At 62.3% G+C, this 20,442-nt stretch carries 15 protein-coding genes and 1 pseudogene; 4 read left to right on the top strand and 12 right to left on the bottom strand.

Translation table 11 applies throughout. The features are described from left to right. Positions 1–6: 6 nt before the first annotated feature. From EMB92_RS09720 to EMB92_RS09710, 3 genes are all read right to left on the bottom strand, one after another. Positions 7–1,551, bottom strand: a complete 1,545-nt coding sequence (locus tag EMB92_RS09720; protein WP_043166764.1) for an amino acid permease — start codon at positions 1,549–1,551, stop codon at positions 7–9. Positions 1,552–2,096: 545 nt separating this feature from the next. Further along, positions 2,097–4,820: an FtsX-like permease family protein gene (locus EMB92_RS09715; protein WP_043166762.1), complete on the bottom strand. Its 2,724-nt coding sequence runs from the start codon at positions 4,818–4,820 to the stop codon at positions 2,097–2,099. Between the two features lie 13 nt (positions 4,821–4,833). After that, positions 4,834–5,538, bottom strand: coding sequence for an ABC transporter ATP-binding protein (locus EMB92_RS09710; RefSeq protein ID WP_043166760.1), 705 nt, complete (start codon positions 5,536–5,538; stop codon positions 4,834–4,836). 325 nt (positions 5,539–5,863) lie between these two features. On the opposite strand from EMB92_RS09710, the gene EMB92_RS11730 reads away from it, so the two are divergent. The 4 genes and pseudogenes from EMB92_RS11730 to EMB92_RS09695 all read left to right on the top strand — a co-directional run bounded on the left by EMB92_RS11730 (position 5,864) and on the right by EMB92_RS09695 (position 9,853). Continuing rightward, positions 5,864–6,118 carry an RNA-binding domain-containing protein gene (locus EMB92_RS11730; RefSeq protein WP_223847688.1) on the top strand — a complete coding sequence of 85 codons (255 nt, stop codon included), beginning with the start codon at positions 5,864–5,866 and terminating at the stop codon, positions 6,116–6,118. After that, complete coding sequence (locus EMB92_RS09705) at positions 6,119–7,327, top strand: ATP-binding protein (RefSeq protein WP_223847687.1); 1,209 nt, start codon at positions 6,119–6,121, stop codon at positions 7,325–7,327. It begins immediately after the preceding gene. Between the two features lie 174 nt (positions 7,328–7,501). Further along, positions 7,502–8,080: pseudogene (locus tag EMB92_RS09700) on the top strand (TetR/AcrR family transcriptional regulator); the annotation flags it as partial. A gap of 294 nt (positions 8,081–8,374) precedes the next feature. Further along, positions 8,375–9,853: an amino acid permease gene (locus tag EMB92_RS09695; protein WP_043166759.1), complete on the top strand. Its 1,479-nt coding sequence runs from the start codon at positions 8,375–8,377 to the stop codon at positions 9,851–9,853. A 14-nt stretch (positions 9,854–9,867) separates the two neighbouring features. Here EMB92_RS09695 and EMB92_RS09690 read toward each other — a convergent pair whose 3' ends face one another. From EMB92_RS09690 to EMB92_RS09655, 9 genes are all read right to left on the bottom strand, one after another. Next, complete coding sequence (locus EMB92_RS09690; RefSeq protein WP_043166758.1) at positions 9,868–11,277, bottom strand: ATP-binding protein; 1,410 nt, start codon at positions 11,275–11,277, stop codon at positions 9,868–9,870. Positions 11,278–11,582: 305 nt separating this feature from the next. Next, on the bottom strand, positions 11,583–12,635 hold the full coding sequence (ilvC, locus tag EMB92_RS09685; protein ID WP_043166757.1) for a ketol-acid reductoisomerase: 1,053 nt from the start codon (positions 12,633–12,635) through the stop codon (positions 11,583–11,585). A gap of 619 nt (positions 12,636–13,254) precedes the next feature. Beyond that, positions 13,255–14,307 (bottom strand): ketol-acid reductoisomerase, encoded by a 1,053-nt coding sequence (ilvC, locus tag EMB92_RS09680; protein WP_140445274.1) that lies wholly within the window; start codon positions 14,305–14,307, stop codon positions 13,255–13,257. Between the two features lie 482 nt (positions 14,308–14,789). Further along, on the bottom strand, positions 14,790–16,142 hold the full coding sequence (locus tag EMB92_RS09675; RefSeq protein ID WP_150394715.1) for an MFS transporter: 1,353 nt from the start codon (positions 16,140–16,142) through the stop codon (positions 14,790–14,792). Positions 16,143–16,658: 516 nt separating this feature from the next. Then, positions 16,659–17,771 (bottom strand): hypothetical protein, encoded by a 1,113-nt coding sequence (locus tag EMB92_RS09670; RefSeq protein WP_150394714.1) that lies wholly within the window; start codon positions 17,769–17,771, stop codon positions 16,659–16,661. Further along, a complete protein-coding gene (locus EMB92_RS09665) occupies positions 17,768–18,523 on the bottom strand; it encodes an ABC transporter ATP-binding protein (protein ID WP_150394836.1) in 756 nt (251 codons plus the stop codon). The genes EMB92_RS09670 and EMB92_RS09665 overlap by 4 nt, the downstream gene beginning before the upstream one ends. A gap of 35 nt (positions 18,524–18,558) precedes the next feature. Beyond that, on the bottom strand, positions 18,559–19,272 hold the full coding sequence (locus EMB92_RS11725; RefSeq protein WP_223847686.1) for a hypothetical protein: 714 nt from the start codon (positions 19,270–19,272) through the stop codon (positions 18,559–18,561). Further along, positions 19,260–19,691, bottom strand: coding sequence for a hypothetical protein (locus EMB92_RS11720; protein ID WP_223847685.1), 432 nt, complete (start codon positions 19,689–19,691; stop codon positions 19,260–19,262). The genes EMB92_RS11725 and EMB92_RS11720 overlap by 13 nt, the downstream gene beginning before the upstream one ends. Before the next feature lie 78 nt (positions 19,692–19,769). Beyond that, on the bottom strand, positions 19,770–20,390 hold the full coding sequence (locus EMB92_RS09655; RefSeq protein ID WP_223847684.1) for a hypothetical protein: 621 nt from the start codon (positions 20,388–20,390) through the stop codon (positions 19,770–19,772). Positions 20,391–20,442 lie beyond the last annotated feature (52 nt).

The raw sequence follows: 20,442 nt of genomic DNA, 5'->3' as shown, positions 1-20,442 counted from the left end.
ACGAACTCAGCGGCCCAACGCGGCCTTGAGATCGCGGTTCTGGAAATGATCGTGCAGCAGGCAGTAGCCGCCGAACACGGCGAGCCACACCAGACCGGCGATCGCGGAGCCGATCGTGTCCGAGGCGAGGAACAGCGTCACATAGATGAACACGAAGAACACGATCGCAATGGTGTTCGTCACCTTGTAGGCCGGCATCACGAAGCCGTCGGGGATGAAATCGGCCGAACGGCGGTAGCGCCGATGCGCGACCATCGTCAGAATGTAGATGAAGATGATCACCGCGGACGAGGCGGACGAGAACAGCACGAACGCGCTCGACACCTGCGGGAACGCGTTGATCACCGGCGACAGCAGCACCAGCGCGGCCGACACGAGGATCGCACGCGCCGGCACGCGACGCTTCGAGACGACGCCTACCTTCTGGAACGCCGGCGACTCCGACTCGATCGCCAGCTGGTAGAGGTGACGGCCGGCCGAGTACAGCAGCGAGTTCAACGACGACGACGCGGCCGTGATCACCACGAAGAACACCAGCGCGGACGCCCAGTTCAATCCCGCGTACTGGAACACCATGATGAACGGGGAGGCGAACGAGCCGTCCTTGTTCGGTTTGAACGTGGTCCACGGCACGATGCACATGATCGCCACCAGCGCGCCCACGTAGAAGATCAGGATGCGCATGATGATCTCGTTGATCGCCTTCGGCAGCACCTTGCGCGGATTCTGCGTCTCCGACACCGTCACGCCGACGAATTCGATCGCCTCATACGCGAAGAACACCATCTGGAAGCTCATCAGGAACGCCAGCCAGCCGTTCGGCGCGATCGAGAAGTTCGTGAACAGGTTGTCGAGACCCGCATGACCGGCGGGCGACGGCGCGCTCTGGCCGACGATCTGCACGGAGTCGTAATGGTAGCCGATCACGACCATGACCACGGCGGTGACGATCATCGCGCAGATCAGTGTGATCTTGATCATTGAGAACCAGAACTCGGCCTCGCCGAACGCCTTGACGGCGATCAGGTTGATGGTGGCGAGCACGACGAGGAACGCCAGCTCGATCAGCCATTTCCACGCGCTCAGGTCGATGCCGAACGTGTTGAAGAACGTGATGAAATACGTCGAGACGGCCGTGATCTCGGTCATGCCGATGAGCACGAGCACGATCCAGTACGACCATCCGGCGAACTTGCCCCAGCCGTTGCCGAGGTAGCGGGTGATGAAGTTGATGAACGTGTGCTGGCTCGGATCGCGGTACATCATCTCGCCGATCGCGCGCATCAGCATGAACATCACCAGTCCGACGCCGATGTACACGAACACGATGCTCGGTCCGGTCAGGGCGATCGACTTGCCGGAGCCGAGGAACAGGCCGGTGCCGATCGTGCCGCCAATGGCGATGAACTGGACGTGGCGATTGTTGAGGCCGCGATCCATCTCATTGTTCGCATCGAGGCTCTCGACGGATTTCAGGGTCGCACCGTCCGCGCCTGCGCTCGTGCCACCTACGCCGTTCATGCCGCCCGAACGCGTGTTCGCATCGCTCATACAGCCGACCTCACTTCTCGATTCGCGTGTTCAATGCAGGTTCAAACTGTAGCACCGGACCGGACGAAGAAGTTCATTCAGTTCAATTATCATGTAACGCCTCTGTGAACTTTGCACATCCGAGTTCAATTTTTCTCTTGCGCTTTGCGACTCAAAATTGAACTTTGTTGTTCCAGCGGGGCCGCGTGGGGGCGGCGGTCCGCTATTGTGGACACGCTCCGGGCCGAGCCGTCAATGGACAGTCCAGTGGACTGTCCATAGGCGAGGGGAGCAGCTATGCTGCGACGATTGCGCGCAGCGCAATGGGCCAAGTCTTTACGGTCCGCAACAGCGGACCGCCGCCCTCACGCTCCGTTTCGGCATTCCGTTACGTTTCAGCGTATATTTCGCGATTCCGATTCTTCCGCTTCTTTCGTAACGTTTGCATGAACGAGGAGGGCAGGGCGGTTTGCCGTGCCGGACCGTAGGCTTGGCCGAGCGGCCTTGAGCGTGTCCGGCATGGCAAACCGCCCTGCCCTCCGGACCCAGCATTACTTACTACTACGCTATTCGATGCTTTTCAGCGAGACGGCGGGGTCGATGCGGTCTAGGACTGGGTTGGTGAGGAGCTGGACCAGTAGTGCGAAGGCGAGGGTCACTGCGGCGGCGATCAGATAGCTCGCGGGATGCACGTGGACCTCGAAGTACATGCCGGGCATGTTGAGGGCTGCGGTCAGCAGACCTCCGACCCAGCGCCCCAGAGGCAGTCCGACCACGATGCCAACGAGGGTCAGGATCATCATCTCCTTGTTCACGTACGTGTGCACTTCGCGATCGTAGAAGCCGAGCACCTTGAGCGTGGCCATCTCGCGCACGCGTTCGGACACGTTGGTGTTGGCGAGCGTGAACAGCACGACCAGCGCGAGTCCGCCTGCGAGCCCGACGATCAGGGCGACGACCGCGGCCATGAGCTTGAACTCGAAGCTCCGCTCGAGCTTGGCGTTGCTGACGGCGCTCAGCACCTTCGCGTCGCGGCCGAGCTTGGCGGCATAGTCGATCTGGTCGTCGTCCGAATCCTTCAGGTTCGCGTAGATCGCATTCAGTTCGACGCCGTCGGAGACCGTGTCGGACGCGTCGTCCCCGGCGTCCGCGCCGAACAGCTGCTTGTAATAGGCGGTGGTCATGTACAGGTCGGAACCGATCACGGACTCGCTGACGGCGTAGACGCGCGCCTTGGCGCGTTCGGAATCGCCGTTGCGCAGGGTGATTTCGTCACCGGCCTTGACGCCGAGCGAGGCCGCGGCGGATCGCGAAACGATCACGCCGGAGCCGGTGAAGGTCGGCGAAGCGGCGGCCCCGGTACCGGCGGTATCGCCCAGCTTGATCTCATCACCAGTGTGGTAGTCCCCCATCGTGCCGTCGGCGACGACACGCAGATCGGCGATCCGTCCCAAGTCGCCGGCGGCCGGCACGGCGACGAGCTGGACGGTGGTCGACTCGTCGGCGGCGTTGGTCATCTCGCCGTTGTCGATGCGTGCGGGCGTCATCGCGCCGTCGAGTTTGCCGTCGCCGCGCAGTCGCTGCTCGACGGCGGCGAGATCGTCGTGATCGGTGACGACCATCAGGTCGTAGCGGTAGATGTCCTGATACTGGCGCGCCGGGATCGCGTCGACGCTGTCGTTGATCGCGAGGCCGCACACGATCAGCGCGGTGCAGCCGGCCACGCCGCCGACCGTCATGATCAAGCGCGATTTGAATCGCATGATGTTGCGCACGGTCACCTTGTTGAGGAATCCCATGCGACGCCACACCGGGCGCACGCGTTCGAGCAGGACGCGCGTGCCGGCCTTCGGTGCCTTCGGACGCATCAGCGCGGCCGGCGTCTGGCGCAGTTCGCCCGCGCACGCGACGATGGTCGCGACGACGATGCCGACGACGAACAGGGCGATGCCGGCCGATCCGTACACCCAGTCGTATTCGAGACGCACGCCGGGCACCGTGTACAGGCCCTGCAACACGACAAGCAGGAACGCGGGAATCCCGATGAAACCGGCGACGAGTCCCAGTCCGCCGCCGATCAGGCAGGCGAGCGCGGCGAACAGCACGTAGCGGGCGGCGATCGCGGCCGGCCCGTAACCGAGGCCGACGTAGGTGCCGATCAGGCCGCGCTCCTCCTCGACCATGCGGGTCATCGCGGTCAGGCTCATCAGCACGGCGACGGTCAGGAACACGACCGGGAACGCGCGGCCGATCGATTCGATCGAGCTCACGTCGGATTTGAGCTGGCTGAACCCGCCGATCGCGGAACGTGTGCTCACATACCAGCGTGCCTGCGCGATCTTGTCGGGCACCTGCGCACGCTGCTGGTCCAGTTGCGCTTGCATTTGCGCCTGCACTTCGGCAGGCTGCAGACTCGCCTTGGCTCGGGCGTCGTCGATCTTCCGCTGGGCCTCGTCGATGAGCTGCTGACGGCGCGCCTTCTGGCGTTGCGACTGGATCTGCTCGGTGATGCGGTCGACGACGGCTCTGACGGTCCGATCGTAGCGGTCGGAGAACGTGTCCTCGGTCTTGGCGCCGCTCACGGTGAGGCTGATCGAGGTGTAGACGTCGCCGGTCACGCCGTCGGAGGGCGCGAAGAACGCGTAGTCGGAGGCGGCGTTGTTGCGGAACGCCTCGCTGCTGATGCCGTCCGGGTTGCTCAGGTCCGCGAGGTCGAGCACCTGCCCGGTGATGGTGAGCTGCGTGGGGAATGAGGGCGAATCGTCAGCGGAATCCGTGTTGGCATCATCCGTGGCGACCGGGGTGACGGTGAGTTTGTCGCCGATCCTGTAGCCGCTGTCCTTGAGGAACTTGCGGGTGACGGCCACCTCGCCGGCCCTTGTGGGCATGCGGCCGGATTCAAGATATGGTCGGTCGAGAGCCGCGGCATCGCCCGAGCCGCCGCCGGCGCCGCCGCCCGCGATCTCGTTGATCGTCACGGTCTTCTCGGCGCCGTCGATCGGCACCTTGACGGCCTGGCTGCGCATGCCCTGCACGGTTTCGACGCCGTCGACCGCGCGCAGGGCGTCGACGTCGTCGGACGTCAGCCCGAGCGTGGAGACCACCTGGATGTCACGCAGACCCTGCGCATCGTAGAACCGGTCGGCGCCGCGGAACATGTCGCGGCATCCCGCGTAGATGCCGGTGAGCACGGCCACGCCGAGCAGCGAGATCACCGCGATCGACACGAATCGCTTCCACGAGCGCAGCCAGCAGCGCAGCATGTCCTTGACGAACGCGCGTCCGGTCATCACACGCCTCCTCTCACCATTCGATGTCGGCGATGGGCGTCGGATGCTCGTTGACCTCGGCGGCGGTCACGCGGCCCGAACGGAAGTGGATCACCTTGTGCGCCATCGGGGCGAGCGCCGAGTTGTGGGTGATGATCATCACGGTCATCCCCTGCTCGCGGCAGATGTCCTGCAGCAGGGTGAGCACCTCCTTGCCGGTCTCGTAGTCGAGCGCGCCGGTCGGCTCGTCGCACAGCAGCAGCTTCGGCTTCTTCGCGATCGCGCGGGCGATCGACACGCGCTGCTGCTCGCCGCCGGACAGCTGCGCGGGGAAGTTGTCAAGCCGCTCCCCCAGCCCGACCTTGCGCAGCGTGTCGGCCGGGTCGAAATGGTCCGGGCAGATCTGCGACGCCAGTTCGACGTTCTCCAGAGCGGTCAGATTGGGCACGAGATTGTAGAACTGGAACACGAATCCGATGTCGTTGCGACGGTAGGTGATGAGGTCGCGTTTCCTGAGGTCCGTGATGTCGCGGCCGCCGACGACCACGCGACCGGAGGTGGCGGTGTCCATGCCGCCCAGAATGTTCAGGGCCGTGGTCTTGCCAGCGCCCGACTGGCCGAGGATCACGGTCAGCTCGCCCGGATCGGCGGTGAAGCTTGCGCCGTCGAGCGCCCGGATCGGCCGCCCGCCGCCCGTCGGATACTCCTTGACCACGTTGTCGAATTCGATGTACGCCATGTCGCTCACCTCCGCCGCAAACACCCGTCCGCTCATACACGCACGGCCCGGACTTCGAGTTGATGAATGCTATCATCAAGTAAAACAACACTGTGTCGGTTCCACAACCAACAGTCGAGTCGATAAATGTCGGACGCCGGTCATAACCATTCGATCCATGCCCGTCTAACTTTCCTCAGCCATCACATTCAGGCCCACACACCCGATACCATCCCGATTCCATTCAGCGAATGACCATAAAACATTGGATTTTCAACGTCTTCACCATCGGCCGCAGCAATATCAGTAACTTTCCCTAACTTTCCCGATGGAGGATAATGCATGTATGGAGAATCTGACGCTATTGGTGAATGAACTTGCCAAGCAACCAGCCGAAACCGAATGGCTGGAGTTCAAGCACAACAAGTACACCCCCGAAATGATCGGGGAAGATGTAAGCGCCTTGGCAAACGGTGCCGCTCTCGCCGGACACCCATTCGCTTACCTGATCTGGGGCGTCGATGACGCCACCCACGAGATACTCGGCACCGATAACGAGTGGCGCACCATGCACGTCAAGCAGCAGGAGATTGAGAACTAGGTGCGCACACAACTGTCAGGCAATACCGAACTGGATTTTCTACGCACCCAAATCGACGAGCAACGACATGTGCTTGTTCTCAAGATCAGCAGCGCCGTGAACCGTCCCGTGTCATTCAACAAGACAGAGTACATCCGAGTCGGCAGCTATACGAAAAAACTGCGGGACGTGCCATCGAAGCAAACAGCTCTATGGGATCGCCTACGCGCCAGCAGGTTCGAGAACGACATCGCCAAAAACAATCTAACCGCAACAGAGGTTCTGTCATCACTTGACGCCCAATCCTGTTTCGACCATCTCAATCGTCCCTATCCTTCAACCATGCAAGCGATTGTGGACTACTTTGAAGAGGAGGGGATCGTCATCAGACAGGACGATGGAAGGTATTCCATCTCCAACATGGGCGCCCTTCTTTTCGCCAAACACCTCACCGATTTCCCACGGCTGAATCGTAAGACTGTCAGGATCATCCGGTACGACGGCGATAACCGCATGGGCTCAAGCAAGGAAGAGGAATACACCACCGGCTACGCCGTTGATTTCGACGGACTTATCAAACTGATCAGTGCCATGACACCCTCCCGTGAGATAGTCGGCAAGTCATTGAGGGAGGAGCATGGGAACTACCCCGAACTGGCCATTCGAGAAGCTGTGGCCAACGCCCTCATCCATCAGGATTTCACCGTGACCGGAGCGGGTCCGATGGTCGAGATCTTCGACCATCGCATGGAGATCACCAATCCCGGCACGCTCATGGTCGACCAAATGCGAATCATCGACGCGCCGCCACGCTCTCGCAATGAGGACACCGCCGCATTCATGCGCCGAATGAAAATCTGCGAAGAGCTCGGTACCGGCTGGGACAAAATCGCCATGTCCTGCGAACTCATGGAGCTACCTTCACCGAGGATCCGAGGATATGACACAGGAACACGCGTTACGCTTTACTCGGAGCGCCCGTTCAACAGCATCTCCATGGACGACAGGGAATGGGCTTGCTATATGCACGCCTGCCTTCGCTATATCAATGAAGACGCTGGATCAGCATATATGACCAACAGCAGTCTTCGACATCGATTCGGTCTCGGACAGCAATCACAGCCAGTGATTTCCAAACTCATCAAACGCACTATGGAGAGAACCCTCATCAAACCTTTGGATCCGAAGACAGCGCCTCGCTACATGCAATACATCCCCATATGGGCATGATCAGGCGCACGGCCACATGCCGCAACTTTCCCGAGCTCCTCCAAATGAGCCGACGCTCGCGTGACAACGAGCCGGGAAACGCAGGAACGGCAACGTCAGTCGCACTCGCCATTCCATGGAAATCAACTTTCCTCAACTTTCCGGAATTGAACTATCGAGCAGAAAGGCAACATCATGGGCAAAGAAGCCAAAGAGGCCAAAGGTCTGACGGAAAGCCGACGGACGCGCTATACCCGAGCCGCGATGCAGGACGCACTCATCGAGCTGCTCCGCGATCAGGCGCTCGGTGACATCACCGTCAAAGCCTTGTGCGAACGGGCGGACGTGAACCGATCCACGTTCTACGCCCACTACTCCAGCATCGAAGAGCTGCTGCACGATATCGAGGACGACACCATGGCATGGGTCACGGCCGCGCTCGACCAGCTCATGAAGCAACCGGACCCGGCAGGCATCGAACACATCATCGAACGCGTGTGCCGATACATCGCCGACAATCGCAATCATCTGCAAGTGCTGATGAGTCCGAAGGCGGACGTCGGATTCCAACAGCAACTGCTCGAACTGATTTACGGCAGACAATCAATGGTCGAGCGGATGCAGACCGGCGCCGCCACACCGCAGGAGGCGCAGATGCGCATGCGGTTCGCCGTCTCCGGCAGTATCGGTCTCATCCAACACTGGCTCGCAACCGATCTCGCCGCCACCCCGGAATCCGTGGCGCACATCATTTTCACGATGTCCATTCCCGCCAATATGGCCGGGCAACGGACAGGTGAACCGGAACAGCCTGGCTCCGACACTGCCTGCGAACGCCGGACAAGCGCGTGACGGGGCGAAACGGACTGTCACACAACTTATCCGTCATCGCAGATGCCTCATACACAAACACTTCCGCAAACGACTACGACTCTGGCTGTGAAACGCGTCACACAGTATGACAGCCGTACAATACTGCTGTCCATGATGCCGCATCGCACGGATGCACCAGCACCCGCCCAATCCCAGACGGTATCGCACAATAACACGAGAGAAAAGAGAATATCCATGAGCGCTGCAAACGCGCCACAGCCCAACAAGCCGCGCGAGACCGACGACGTGCCGGTGCCGGCGACGCTGCGCAAGTCGCTGAAGAACCGCCATATCCAGCTGATCGCGCTGGGCGGCGCGATCGGCACGGGCCTGTTCTACGGCTCGAGCGAGTCGATCGCGCTGGCCGGCCCTGCGATCCTGCTCGCCTACCTGATCGGCGGCCTCGCGATCTTCATGATCGTGCGCGCGCTGTCCGAAATGAGCGTCGAGGACCCGAAGGCGGGCGCGTTCAGCTACTACGCGACGCGATACTGGTCCAAGCGCGCCGGATTCATCTCCGGCTGGAACTACTGGTTCAACTACATCCTCGTCTCCATGGTGGAGCTCGCGGTGGTGGGCTCGTTCGTCAACTACTGGTTCCCGGCGATTCCGACGTGGGTGTCGGCGGCCGTGTTCCTCGTCGTGATCTGCGCGGCGAACCTGCTGGGCGTCTCCAAGTTCGGCGAGTTCGAGTTCTGGTTCGCCATCATCAAGATCGTCGCCGTGATCGCGATGATCATCGGCGGCCTCGCCGTGATCGTCTTCGCCTTGCCGACCGATTCGGGCGTCAAGGCGAGCTTCGCGAACTGGTTCACCGTGGGCGATGGATTCCTGCCGAACGGCCTGATGGGACGCGCGTCCGACGGCTCGTGGACGGGCCTGCTGATGGCGCTCGTCGTCGTGATGTTCAGCTTCGGCGGCACCGAACTCATCGGCATCACCGCCGGCGAGACCGAGGATCCGAAGACCACGATCCCGCGCGCCACCAATGACATCATCTGGCGTATCCTCGTGTTCTACATCGGCGCGCTGGGCGTGATCATGGCGGTCGTGCCGTGGAACACGATCGACGGCAAGTCGAGCCCGTTCGTGCAGATCTTCGACTCGGTGGGCGTGCACGCGGCCGCCGGTATCTTGAACTTCGTGTGCCTCACCGCCGTGATAAGCGTGTACAACTCCGGCCTGTACGCCAACTCGCGCATGCTGTACTCGCTGGCCAAGCAGGGCAACGCCCCCGCGTTCCTCGGCCGCTTGAACGCGCATGGCGTGCCGGTGGCGGGCGTGCTCACGTCGGCCGTGATCACCGCGTTCGCCGTGGTGGTCGTGTTCGTATGGCCCGATTTCGCGTTCAACTATCTGATGTCGATCGCCACGATCGCGGGCATCATCAACTGGACGATGATCATGATCACCGAGATGAAGTTCCGTCGCGTGGTGGCGGCCGGCGGCGCACCCGAGGACACCGATCTGGCCGGGCTCTCGGGTCAGGAGGCGCTCGACGCGATCCACTTCAAGCTGCCGTTCGCGCGCGTCACCCCGTGGGTTGTGCTTGCGTTCCTCGCGCTCGTCGTGGTGCTCATGTGCTTCTCCGCCAGCTATCGCGTGGCCGTGATCGCCGGCGTGATCTGGCTGGCGATCCTGTTCGTCGCCTATCAGGTGAGCAATAGGAAATAACGCGTAACAGCGAATCAGTCGAACAGCTCGTCGACACCGACCAGCCGAACATCGGATTCGGATGACGCGGCGTCGTCGAGCAACGGTTGCGTGAAACCGCCAAGCGAGAACAGCACATACGTGCGACGGTCAATCCCCGTGCGCGAGGCGCGGTCGCGCAACAGGTTCAGCACCGAGCGATCCACCGGAGTATTACGGAACTTGCACTCACCCATGATCGCCGCCGCCCCCGATCCATCGACTGCCATCACGTCTATCTCATCACGCCGGTCCCACCAACGCCCGACCTCGCGCGCGTGGAACGGCAGACGCCCGGCTATGCTCTCGCGCCACACCCACTCACGACATAGCGCTTCGAACGGCTTGCCCGCGAAATCATGCAGCACCGGCCCGACATGCCGTTCGTACACGCCGTCCACATCGCCCCGCTCCAGTTCCGAGCGGTAGGGAAACACGAACGAATACCAGAATCGGAAGAAGTTGTCGCTCAACTGGTATAGGCCCCGAGCACCCTTCGCCCGCTCCTTGAGTTTCGCGGTGACCGGGAACTCGCGCTCCACGATGCCGAGTTCCATGAGATTGGCGAGATAGGACGAGACCGTAGCATTTGTCATCATCGCGTGTGTGGCGATTTCGTTCAGCGAGGTGGCGCCAAGCGCGATGGCCCGTATCACACTGTTGTATTTCGCCGTCTCCCGCAGCTCCTCATGCAGCAAGAACTCGACTTCGCTGTACAGCGGGGAGATGCGCCGCAGGATGTGGCGCTTGATGTTCGCCTCTATGGACTCGTCCGGGTCGAACTCCTCAAGGTACCGGGGGATGCCGCCCAACATCGCGTATGCGAGCACCTTGTCCTCACCGCCGTAGTCGGGGAAGAACCGCACTGCATCCCAATATGGCAGAGGCAGCATCTTCAGAATGCCGGTCGCCCGACCATACAACGGCGACTTCTCTCCCAACAGCTCCTTCTCGATGAAGCTCATAGCGCTGCCGCAGATGACGATCATCAGATTCGCATTGTGCAACGTGTGATCCCAGAGATTCTGCAGTACCGACGGCAGTGACGGATCAGACTTGACCAAGTACGGGAATTCATCGAACACGACCAGTCTTCGCGCGCCGCCCCTCGGCTCGGGCAATCGTGCCAACTCGTTCAACGCGCTCTCCCAGGAGGGGTAACGGCTGAGGTAGTCCCGACCGGGGGCGCCGGCCTCGAACATCAGGCGGGAGAACGATTCCAGCTGCTCCTCCTTGGTGGCGTTCTGGGCCGCGAAAAACAGCGTTTCCTTGCCGTGCGAGAAATGACTGAGGGTCTCGGTTTTTCCCACGCGCCTCCGACCGTATACGAACACCAGCTGCGCCTTGCGCGCGGCGAAACATTCCTCAAGTTGATTCAGATCGTCTTCACGCCCGATGAATGCCATGACGCCTCCCTTGCTGTTCGCGGCCCTTGCCTCCGTCACTGCGTCGTCGGATAGCTTATTGCATCACGATTTATTGTATCACGATTATAATAATTAAGATAAGATAATGTCTACGCTGCAGCGAATCGTTCTCATTAAGAAAAGTGTGAGCCGATCGCACGGGATCGCCCACGATCGCCCATAGACGAAAATCCCCGAAACCAGCGGAAGGAAGCTGATTTCGGGGATTATTCATGTTCGATTGACGCAGCGTCAACCCTCACACGTTTGTTAGTGAGAACGATTCGCTGTACGCCTTAGATCGCTCACTGCACCTGAGCGCGGGCGATCTTGCCGGTGAAGGAGTTGGCCTCGTCGGCATCCTTGACGCCGTCCTTGTTCCAGGAGAACATGGCGCGCAGCTTCGGGCCGACGGTCTCGATGCGCTCGTTGGAGTACTTCTCCTGCAGCTCCTTGAAGTGCGGGGCGCCGGCATCCTGATCGTCGATGAACTCCTTGGCGAAGGAGCCGTCCTGGATGCGGCCGAGGTGGTACTCCATGCGCTTGCGGCAGTCCTCGTTGATGACGGTGTTGGTGTAGTCACCGTACTGGGCGGTGTCGGAGCAGGACCAACGGGCCTTGTTCAGGCCGCCCTCGTTCATCAGGTCGACGAGCATCTTGAGCTCGTGGCACACCTCGAAGTAGGCGATCTCCGGCTGGTAGCCGGCGTCGGTGAGGACCTCGAAGCCCATCTCGACGAGCTTGTTGACGCCGCCCATGAGCACGTTCTGCTCGCCGAAGAGATCGGTCTCGGTCTCCTCCTTGAACGTGGTCTTGATGGCGCCGGCGCGCAGAGCGCCGAGGGCCTTGGCGTAGGCCAGGGTCAGCGCCCAGCCGTCGCCGCGCGGATCCTGCTCGACGGCCACGACGACCGGGACGCCACGGCCGGCGGCATACTCACGACGCACGATGTGGCCCGGGCCCTTCGGCGCGACCATGAAGACCGGGTGATCCTCGCTCGGCTTGATGTAACCGTAGTGGATGTTGAAGCCATGGGCGAACGCGACGGCCGCGCCCGGCTTGATGTTGGGCTCGATGTCGTTGGCCCAGATCGTACGCTGGTACTGGTCGGGGGCGAGGATCATGATCACGTCGGCCTCGGCGGCGGCCTCCGGAACGGACTTGACCTCAAGGCCCTGCTCCTTCGCGAAGTCGACGGACTTGGAGGTCGGACGCAGGCCGACGACCACGTCGACACCGGAATCGCGCAGGTTCAGCGCGTGGGCGTGGCCCTGGGAGCCGTAGCCGATGATCGCGACCTTCTTGCCTTCGAGCACGGAGAGATCGCCGTCGTTTTCATACCAGATCTGTGCAGCCATGTAGCACTCCTTTAACTTGCGTACCTTCCGCGACATACGGTTCGCGCGGTCGGCACACGGTGTTGTTGTGGTTGCGCATGTAGCGCATGTGGCGTTCGTCCGTGTCCGCCGGATTGCCGGTCGATGTTCCGGTGTTCCGGCCGCGGGGTCGGGGCGATGCCAGGCGTTGAGGATTGTGTCCTCGAAACTGGGCTCCATCCTACCGACACGCGCCCCGCCGGCACGTTTGCGTCCACAAGGTGGGCCAAATCACGACTTTGTGAACCATATCGTGGACGCATCTATATGGAACGAAGACACCATGACACATTCCGGGGTCAGTCACTAATCCCGAGGGATTCAACGCCAAGAATGGCCGTATCCGCGCTGAGTCCCACCAATCCGCGCGCGAATACGTGGGACTCAGCACAGTTCCGGCCGATTTCGTCCTCGAATCCCCGGAATCAAGATAGGCACGCCACTTCCGCACATCCATACGCCCACGCATCCGCATTACATATGGAGCCCATATACGACAAGGCCGCCAAACCGATAGAGATCGGAATGGCGGTCTTTGGTCATACGACTTCAGTCGCGTTTAGGCGACGCTCATGCGGCCAAGCTGAGGGCCGCGCCGGGCTCACTGAACCTGGGTACGAGCGATCTTGCCGTTGAAGGACTCGGCCTCGTCCTGATCCTTGGCCGGGCCGTTGTTCCAAGAGAACATGGCGCGCAGCTTCGGGCCGACGGTCTCGAGGTGCGGGTGGGAGAACTCCTCCTGCAGCTTCTTGAACTTCGGAGCGCCAGCGGCCTGATCATCCATGAACTCCTTGGCGAAGGAGCCGTCCTGAATGCGCTTGAGCTGGTACTGCATGCGCTTCTTGGTCTCCTCGGTGATGACCGTGGAGGTGTAGTCGCCGTACTGGGCGGTGTCGGAGCAGGACCAACGGGCCTTGTTCAGACCACCCTCGTTGGCGAGGTCGACGAGCATCTTCAGCTCGTGGAAGACCTCGAAGTAGGCGATCTCCGGCTGGTAGCCAGCCTCGGTCAGCACATCGAAGCCCATGTCGCACAGGTGGTTGATGCCGCCCATGAGGACGTCCTGCTCGCCGAACAGATCGGTCTCGGTCTCCTCGGTGAAGGTCGTCTTGATGGCGCCGGCGCGCAGAGCGCCGAGAGCCTTGGCGTAGGCGAGGCACAGCGGCCAGGTCTTGCCATCCGGGTCCTGCTCGACGGCCACGACGACCGGGACGCCACGGCCGGCGGCGTACTCACGACGCACGATGTGGCCCGGGCCCTTCGGGGCAACCATGAAGACCGGGTGATCCTCGGACGGCTTGATGTAACCGTAGTGAATGTTGAAGCCATGGGCGAAGGCCAGAGCGGCGCCCGGCTTCAGGTTCGGCTCAACGTCCTTCTTGTAGACGGCGGCCTGGTACTGATCCGGCAGAAGGATCATGACGACGTCAGCCTCGGCGACGGCCTCCGGAACGGACTTGACCTCAAGGCCCTGCTCCTTGGCGAACTCGACGGACTTGGAGGTCGGACGCAGGCCGACGACCACGTCGACACCGGAGTCACGAAGGTTCAGCGCGTGGGCGTGGCCCTGGGAGCCGTAGCCCAGAATGGCGACCTTCTTGCCATCAAACACGGACAGATCGGCGTCCTTCTCGTACCAGATAGTTGCTGCCATGATTGGCACTCCTTTATGTTGTTCGGTATGCCGAACGAAAACTGCACGCCCGGCAATCGGTGAGATTGCTGACGGCCTTCGGCGAGAAAGGATTGTGTCCCTTGACGTTGAAAGTCATCGATCACTGGGTCTTATTTCTAGTCGCCCGGTGACTGACGCGGTCCCCCGCGTCCAAATATTGAGTTGTGATTTTCAGTTATGAAATCTTGGCGGACTACAGCTGGAATGTTGGGCTTCAGCCGTAGTCGATAGCCCCCTTGGCTCCCCTTGTCAGGGGAGCTGGCCCGCGAAGCGGGACTGAGGGGTAGTCTCTCCCCCACCCGCTTCGCGGGAGCCCCCTCGTCAGAGGGGGCCGAGCAAGGATGTCACTTGGTGAAATCGATGTCCGGGCGGCGCCGTGAAGCTGACAGTCCAGTGGACTGTCAGTAGGCGACGCCTGAGCGAGGCGACAGCCAAGCGAAGGCAGGAACCTGCCGTCGATTTCACTTGGTGAAATCGACGTCCTTCGTCTCCCTGCAGGTCAGCACCGCGACGAGGCAGCACACGGCCATCACGCCGAGGTAGATGCCCACGGAGTGCACGCCCCAGTGGGAGGACAGCCAAGTGGCGATGGTCGGCACGAAGGCCGCACCGACGATGGCGGCGAGGTTGTAGCCGATGCCGGAGCCGGAGTAACGCACGTTGGCGTCGAACAGCTCGGGCAGGAACGCGCCGATCGGGCCGAAGGCGGTGCCCATCAGGGCGAAGCCGACGCACAGGAACACCATGTTCGCGAAGAAGTTGCGCTGGCCGACGATCTGGCCGTTGAGCAGGAACGGGAACAGGGCGGCGAACACGACGAGGGCGCAGGAGGAGAAGGTGATCACGCGCTTGCGGCCGAGCTTATCGGCGTTGACGCAGGAGATCACGATGAACAGGGCGAACACGCAGATGGCGATCATCAGCATGAGCAGGTACTCCTGGTTGGTGAAGCCGAGGCCACCGCCGCCCTCGCCCTGCTCCTTGGTGCCCCATGCAAGGGACCAAGTGGCGAGCGTGTAGAACAGCGTGTAGGTAACGGCCACAAGGAAGGTGGCCTGAAGGACCTGCTTCCAGGACTTCCTGAAGACCTCGGTGAGCGGGGACTTGACGACCTTCTTCTGTTCCTGGGCCATGCGGAAGATCGGGGTCTCCTCCATGTGGACTCGGACGACGAGGCCGACGATCACGAGGATCGCGGACAGCAGGAACGGCACGCGCCAGCCCCAGGCGAGCATCGCGTCGGAGTCGTTGAAGGATTCGAGGATGAAGTAGGTGCCGTTGGACAGGAAGAATCCGATCGGAGCGCCGAGCTCCGGGAAGGAGCCGTACAGGGCGCGCTTGTCCTCAGGCGCGTTCTCGGTGGCGACCAGCGCGGCGCCGGACCATTCGCCGCCGAGGCCGATGCCCTGGATGAAGCGCAGCAGGCACAGCACGGCGACCGCCGCGACGCCCCACTGGTCGTAGGTCGGCAGGCAGCCGATGAGGAAGGTGCCGATACCCATCGTCATCAGGGAGACGACCAGCGTCGTCTTGCGGCCCATGCGGTCGCCGAAGTGGCCGAACACCAGCGAGCCGAGCGGGCGGGCGATGAACGCGATGGCGAAGGTCAGCAGGCTCATCAGCAGGGCGACGGTCGGGTTGTCCTTCGCCGAGAAGAAGATGTGCGGGAAGTAATTGGCCGCTGCGGTGCCGTAAGCGTAGAAGTCGTAGAATTCGATGGCCGTGCCGACCATGGATGCTGCGATCACGGTCTTGACCGAATCGCGGGCCAGGCTCTTCGCCTTGCCTGCTGCGGTCGTGTCGACTGAAGTCATGAGAGGAATCCCTTCCAATCTCGTTTGGTTCTTGTCTGTTCTCTTCCGGGAATGCTTGCCATTGGATCGCCCCGATACCGTAGACCCGGCGCCTTGTGGGCTGTGGGCCGCGGACCTTGAAAGGACGCACAATGAAAAAGCCCCGCTATCTTGCGCAGGGCTTCAAACGTGATCGATGCTTGCCGCCCTGCCTTCGCCAGCGGGGCTCAAGCTCATCAAGCCGAAATCAGTCCGCCAGCGAAGACGGGATAATAATTCGTGCGGACAGCAGAGCGACGTTAACGACGGTCAGAACCAGTTCGCTAACGGTGTTGAGGGCAGTGTATCCAGTCATCGCGGCGGCCTCCTTTCGGTCTCGAAGTATGTCATCAAGCGGCTTGTCTTGGCTTTCCGCTCGATCTGGACACAGAACATAGGCGCGCGTAATGTGACAAACCAGCGGGGGTTCACTATGTGAACAGCGTCACTGTTCGTAATACGGCGGACACGGGAAACAGGTGTTCGGGCGTCGGGCGTCTATCGGGTCTTGAAGTAGTGGAAGAGCTGGGATTCGCGGATGGTGAGTGCCGTGAGCAGGGCGGCGACGAGCGCGCCGGCGAGCAGGGCGATCGGCGTGCGGATGGCGGTCTGGAACACGGCCAGCGGATCGGAGGTGACCATGCGCGCGCAGTATGCGCCGATCAGGCTAATGGAGACGATGGTGCCGGCCCCGGACCAGACGAGGGTCTCGACGCCGACGCCGAAGAGCTGCGCGCCCTTGGACTGTCCCGAATGCAGGGCCCCGGCGTATTCGAGCCGGCGTCGACGCACCGCGATCACGCCCATGAGCAGGCCGATCGCGAGACCGGCGTAGGGCATGCTGCGCGTGGGGCGGTTCGCATAGGAGGCCTGCGCGTCGTAGTGGGAGTCGAAGCCCTTGTTGAGCGCTGTCACGCCGGCCGAGCCCGGGGACGCGCCGGCGACGTCGGGTACGCGCGCCACGGACAGCAGCAGCGTGTCGAGCGCGCTGTCGGCGGGCCATTGCTTGGCCCAGCATTCCTCGAACGTGCCGTCCGACGGCGATACGGGCGTGACGATCGCGTACGCGAAGCGGGTGTCGCGTCCGTCGTTGGGCCAGTCGAACACGCCCGCGACATGCGTCGCGCCTTTGTCGGTGGGCAGCGGGGAGCCGGTGGTCAGTCCGAAGTCGCGGGCCATGGCGGTGGACACCCATACGCCGGATGCGTCCGCTCGGCGCGTGTGATCCGTGGCCGTGATCAGGCGGATCATGCCGGGGGTCGCCTCGTAGGAGGACACGTCACGGCCCGGGGTGGCCAGCGGGGTGACCTGCGGTCCCTGACGCATCGCGCCGGACACGGACGGCAGTCCCGACGAGGACGCGGATGAGGATGCGGGCGCGGCGAGGGCGTCGCATGCGGCTCCGTCGACAGGCGCGCCAACCACGGTCTTGACATCCGCGTATGCGCGGATGCGCGTGACCGCCTGCGATTCGAGCGTCTCGACCGATACGGCCTCGTAGCCGCCCAGCAGGCCGCCGGCCAGCAGCACCGCGATCGCCATCACGAGCGCGTGCGCCGTGCCCGCGCCCACGTTGCGCCATGCCTCGGAAAGCACCGCCCATAGCCTCATCGCGACTCCTCCCCCCGTGCGCCGGTCCCTACGGCGTCCACATCGGCCGTATCCGCATCGGCCATATCATCGTCGGCCGTATCGTCGGAGCGGGTGCCGGGCGCGTAGTCGGCCAGATCGATGATCCGTCCGCATGCGTCGCGCGTGTCCGGATCATGGGTGGCGACCAGCACGATCATGCCCCGGCCAGCGAGATTGCCCAGCACGTGGCTGACCGAGCGGGCCGTGCGCGTGTCGAGCTGGGCGGTCGGCTCGTCGACCAGCAGCATGTCCGGACGCGAGCACACCGCCCGGGCCAGCATCAGCCGCTGCGCCTCACCGCCCGACAGGTCGCTGAATCGACGGTCGGCCGCGTACCCCAGATCGAACAGGCCCATCGCCTCCATGGCGAGCGGTTCGGCGTCGCGCCGACGCATGCCCTTGCACAGCAGCGGGAAGACCACATGGTCCAGAGCCGTTCGTCCGGCCACTCCGTACGGGTTCTGGAACACCCAGCCGATACGGTCGATCCCGTGGCGTTCCACGCTTCCGGCGTACGGCTTCTGCCATCCTGCGAGGATCGACAACAGTGTCGATTTGCCGCATCCGCTCGGTCCGCATACCGCAACCGTCTGGCCGGGCCGCACCGTGAAGTCAAGCCCTTCGAACAGCAGGTCGGTGCCCGCGAACCGGTGCGCCAGTCCGTGCACCGACACGTAGCGATCGCCGCCGTCGGCATCGTCGATGCCGTGCGACCGCACCGCCGCGTCCATGGATTCGCCCGTTGTCGTCACCATCCCTGCCGCCTTTACCGCCCGCATGACAGGCCGTCAAGCGCGCGTCCGATGGTCACGCGCGTGATCGAGGAGGGGTTGATCGAGGCGCCCGATACGTCCGTGGGGCTTACGAGGCTCGCGCCCAGTTCGCCGCCGATGATCGTCACCTTGATCGGATCATCCGATCCACGGCCGCCGCTCGTCCCCTTGGATGAGGTGGGCACGATGCATCCGGACTGTCCGTCGATACCGAACACGGCTCCAGAGGGCACGCGCAGCACACGGATCGGCTCGGGCAGGGTCACGGTCGCGTCGAATCCCGTCGACCGCGCATCCTTCGGCATGCCGGTGAATTCCGGAGTCGCGGCGACCTTCGCACAGAACCCGGCATCGGTCACTTCGGTGGCGCCGGCCGGCAGGGTGCCGCTCTGGCCCAGGACCGTGATCGTACGGTCCCGATCGGAGGGCTGGCCGTTCTTGATGGCGAGTTTGACGATGGTGCCGCCGATCGAACCGACCGAGCTGCCGGCCGTGACCGAGAGCCCCTGAGACGCGGTCCACGAGCCGACCGCAACCTGCGGTGACGGGATCCACAGGGTGTCGGCGAGGGCGAGCGAACCGTCGGACGTGTTGCCGTTGTCCTTCATCAGCTGGCTCACGCCCTGCACGGTGCGCCACGTGTACCTGTTCGAGCCGGGTGAGGACCGGTAGCCCAGACGGTTGAGCTCGTCGTTCAGCGCACGCACGTCGTCGCCTGTATCGTTCGCCTTGAGATCGCGGTACAGGGGGATGCGGTCGCCAGAGCCACGACCATGCGATCGTTGACCCGGTATGCGCGGCGCCCCGACGTCAGTCCTTCGCCCGACCAGTCGGTCGTCACCGTGCCGGTCGCGTTGCCGATCAGCTCCCGATCGGCGGACATCATCGGCACGACCGTGACCTGCTGGCCACCCGAATACTCCTGCACGCCCGCCGGCGCGCTTGTCGCCTCGCCACCGGCTCCCAGCAACGCCGGCGCGCGATCAGGCAGCCACAACGCGCACGCCCCCACCGTGAGCGCCGCCACCGTGATCACGGCCAACAACAGCCAGACCACCGGAACCGTACGGGCACGCGACCCCTTCGTCCGTTCCCGCTTGGACCGCAATCCCTGCTTTCCCCTCATGACTTCCCCCAACTCATATGCCGGATATCCGAGCCTAAGCCAGCTTCATCTTATATGCACAATTCATGTCGTACATGCCTAAAATGGATGTTCCAGCTTGTCATCGGGGTATGAGGCGAACACGCTGTTGGCCACCTCGCATCCGCGAACACCCGGGTCCTTGATATTGATGCTGAAGGCCTTGAGATCGCCCTCCGCCCGTTCGGCGGCATACTGCTTGGCGGTGTATTCCTTCGGAACAAGGTTATTGCGGTGAAGACAGTCCACGATCGCCTCGTTGACGTTGGCCGCAAGGTTCGGATTCCCCTGTTGCATACTGAACACTTCATTGACCGGACCGACATCCTTGAAGCATAGCTGTCTGTCCTGATCGAATTTCTGTATCTGCGATGGGGTTCCGTTGGCATAGTACGCCGCCTCTTCATATATGCCGTTGGGATATTTGTTAAGGATTATTTCCTTGTACCCCTTATCCAACAGGCATTGTTTGTAGTTCGTCCACGTTCTCTCATAGTCGGAAACCGAAACGCCACCGTTGGCCTTTGCACGCGTGAGAATCTCACGGGCCGAGTCCGTGGTCTCCGGATACGAGAGAATCTGGTCGATATAGGCATTGAGAGAATCAGCCTTCTTCTGCCCCGATCCGACCAACTCGTAATCTTCATCATGTTGATCCCCTGAATGGCCTTCATTATCCACGGCAGAGGAATCCGTACCTGTGGAGCTCGATCCGTCGGACTTTTCATGTGAA

This window comes from Bifidobacterium callitrichos (assembly GCF_008698085.1).
Classification (GTDB): domain Bacteria; phylum Actinomycetota; class Actinomycetes; order Actinomycetales; family Bifidobacteriaceae; genus Bifidobacterium; species Bifidobacterium callitrichos.
Note: the sequence above shows the minus strand (reverse complement) of the source record. Positions and strands in the feature narration are given on the sequence as shown.

Bases quoted from the DNA above. Each gene is read 5' to 3' on its own strand.
- ilvC (WP_043166757.1), bottom strand. From the start codon at position 12,635: ATGGCTGCACAGATCTGGTATGAAAACGACGGCGATCTCTCCGTGCTC.
- ilvC (WP_140445274.1), bottom strand. From the start codon at position 14,307: ATGGCAGCAACTATCTGGTACGAGAAGGACGCCGATCTGTCCGTGTTT.
- EMB92_RS09690 (WP_043166758.1), bottom strand. From the start codon at position 11,277: ATGGCATTCATCGGGCGTGAAGACGATCTGAATCAACTTGAGGAATGT.
- EMB92_RS09670 (WP_150394714.1), bottom strand. From the start codon at position 17,771: ATGAGGCTATGGGCGGTGCTTTCCGAGGCATGGCGCAACGTGGGCGCG.
- EMB92_RS09710 (WP_043166760.1), bottom strand. From the start codon at position 5,538: ATGGCGTACATCGAATTCGACAACGTGGTCAAGGAGTATCCGACGGGC.
- EMB92_RS09720 (WP_043166764.1), bottom strand. From the start codon at position 1,551: ATGAGCGATGCGAACACGCGTTCGGGCGGCATGAACGGCGTAGGTGGC.
- EMB92_RS09665 (WP_150394836.1), bottom strand. From the start codon at position 18,523: ATGGACGCGGCGGTGCGGTCGCACGGCATCGACGATGCCGACGGCGGC.
- EMB92_RS09715 (WP_043166762.1), bottom strand. From the start codon at position 4,820: ATGACCGGACGCGCGTTCGTCAAGGACATGCTGCGCTGCTGGCTGCGC.
- EMB92_RS11730 (WP_223847688.1), top strand. From the start codon at position 5,864: ATGGAGAATCTGACGCTATTGGTGAATGAACTTGCCAAGCAACCAGCC.
- EMB92_RS09675 (WP_150394715.1), bottom strand. From the start codon at position 16,142: ATGACTTCAGTCGACACGACCGCAGCAGGCAAGGCGAAGAGCCTGGCC.
- EMB92_RS09695 (WP_043166759.1), top strand. From the start codon at position 8,375: ATGAGCGCTGCAAACGCGCCACAGCCCAACAAGCCGCGCGAGACCGAC.
- EMB92_RS11720 (WP_223847685.1), bottom strand. From the start codon at position 19,691: ATGAGGGGAAAGCAGGGATTGCGGTCCAAGCGGGAACGGACGAAGGGG.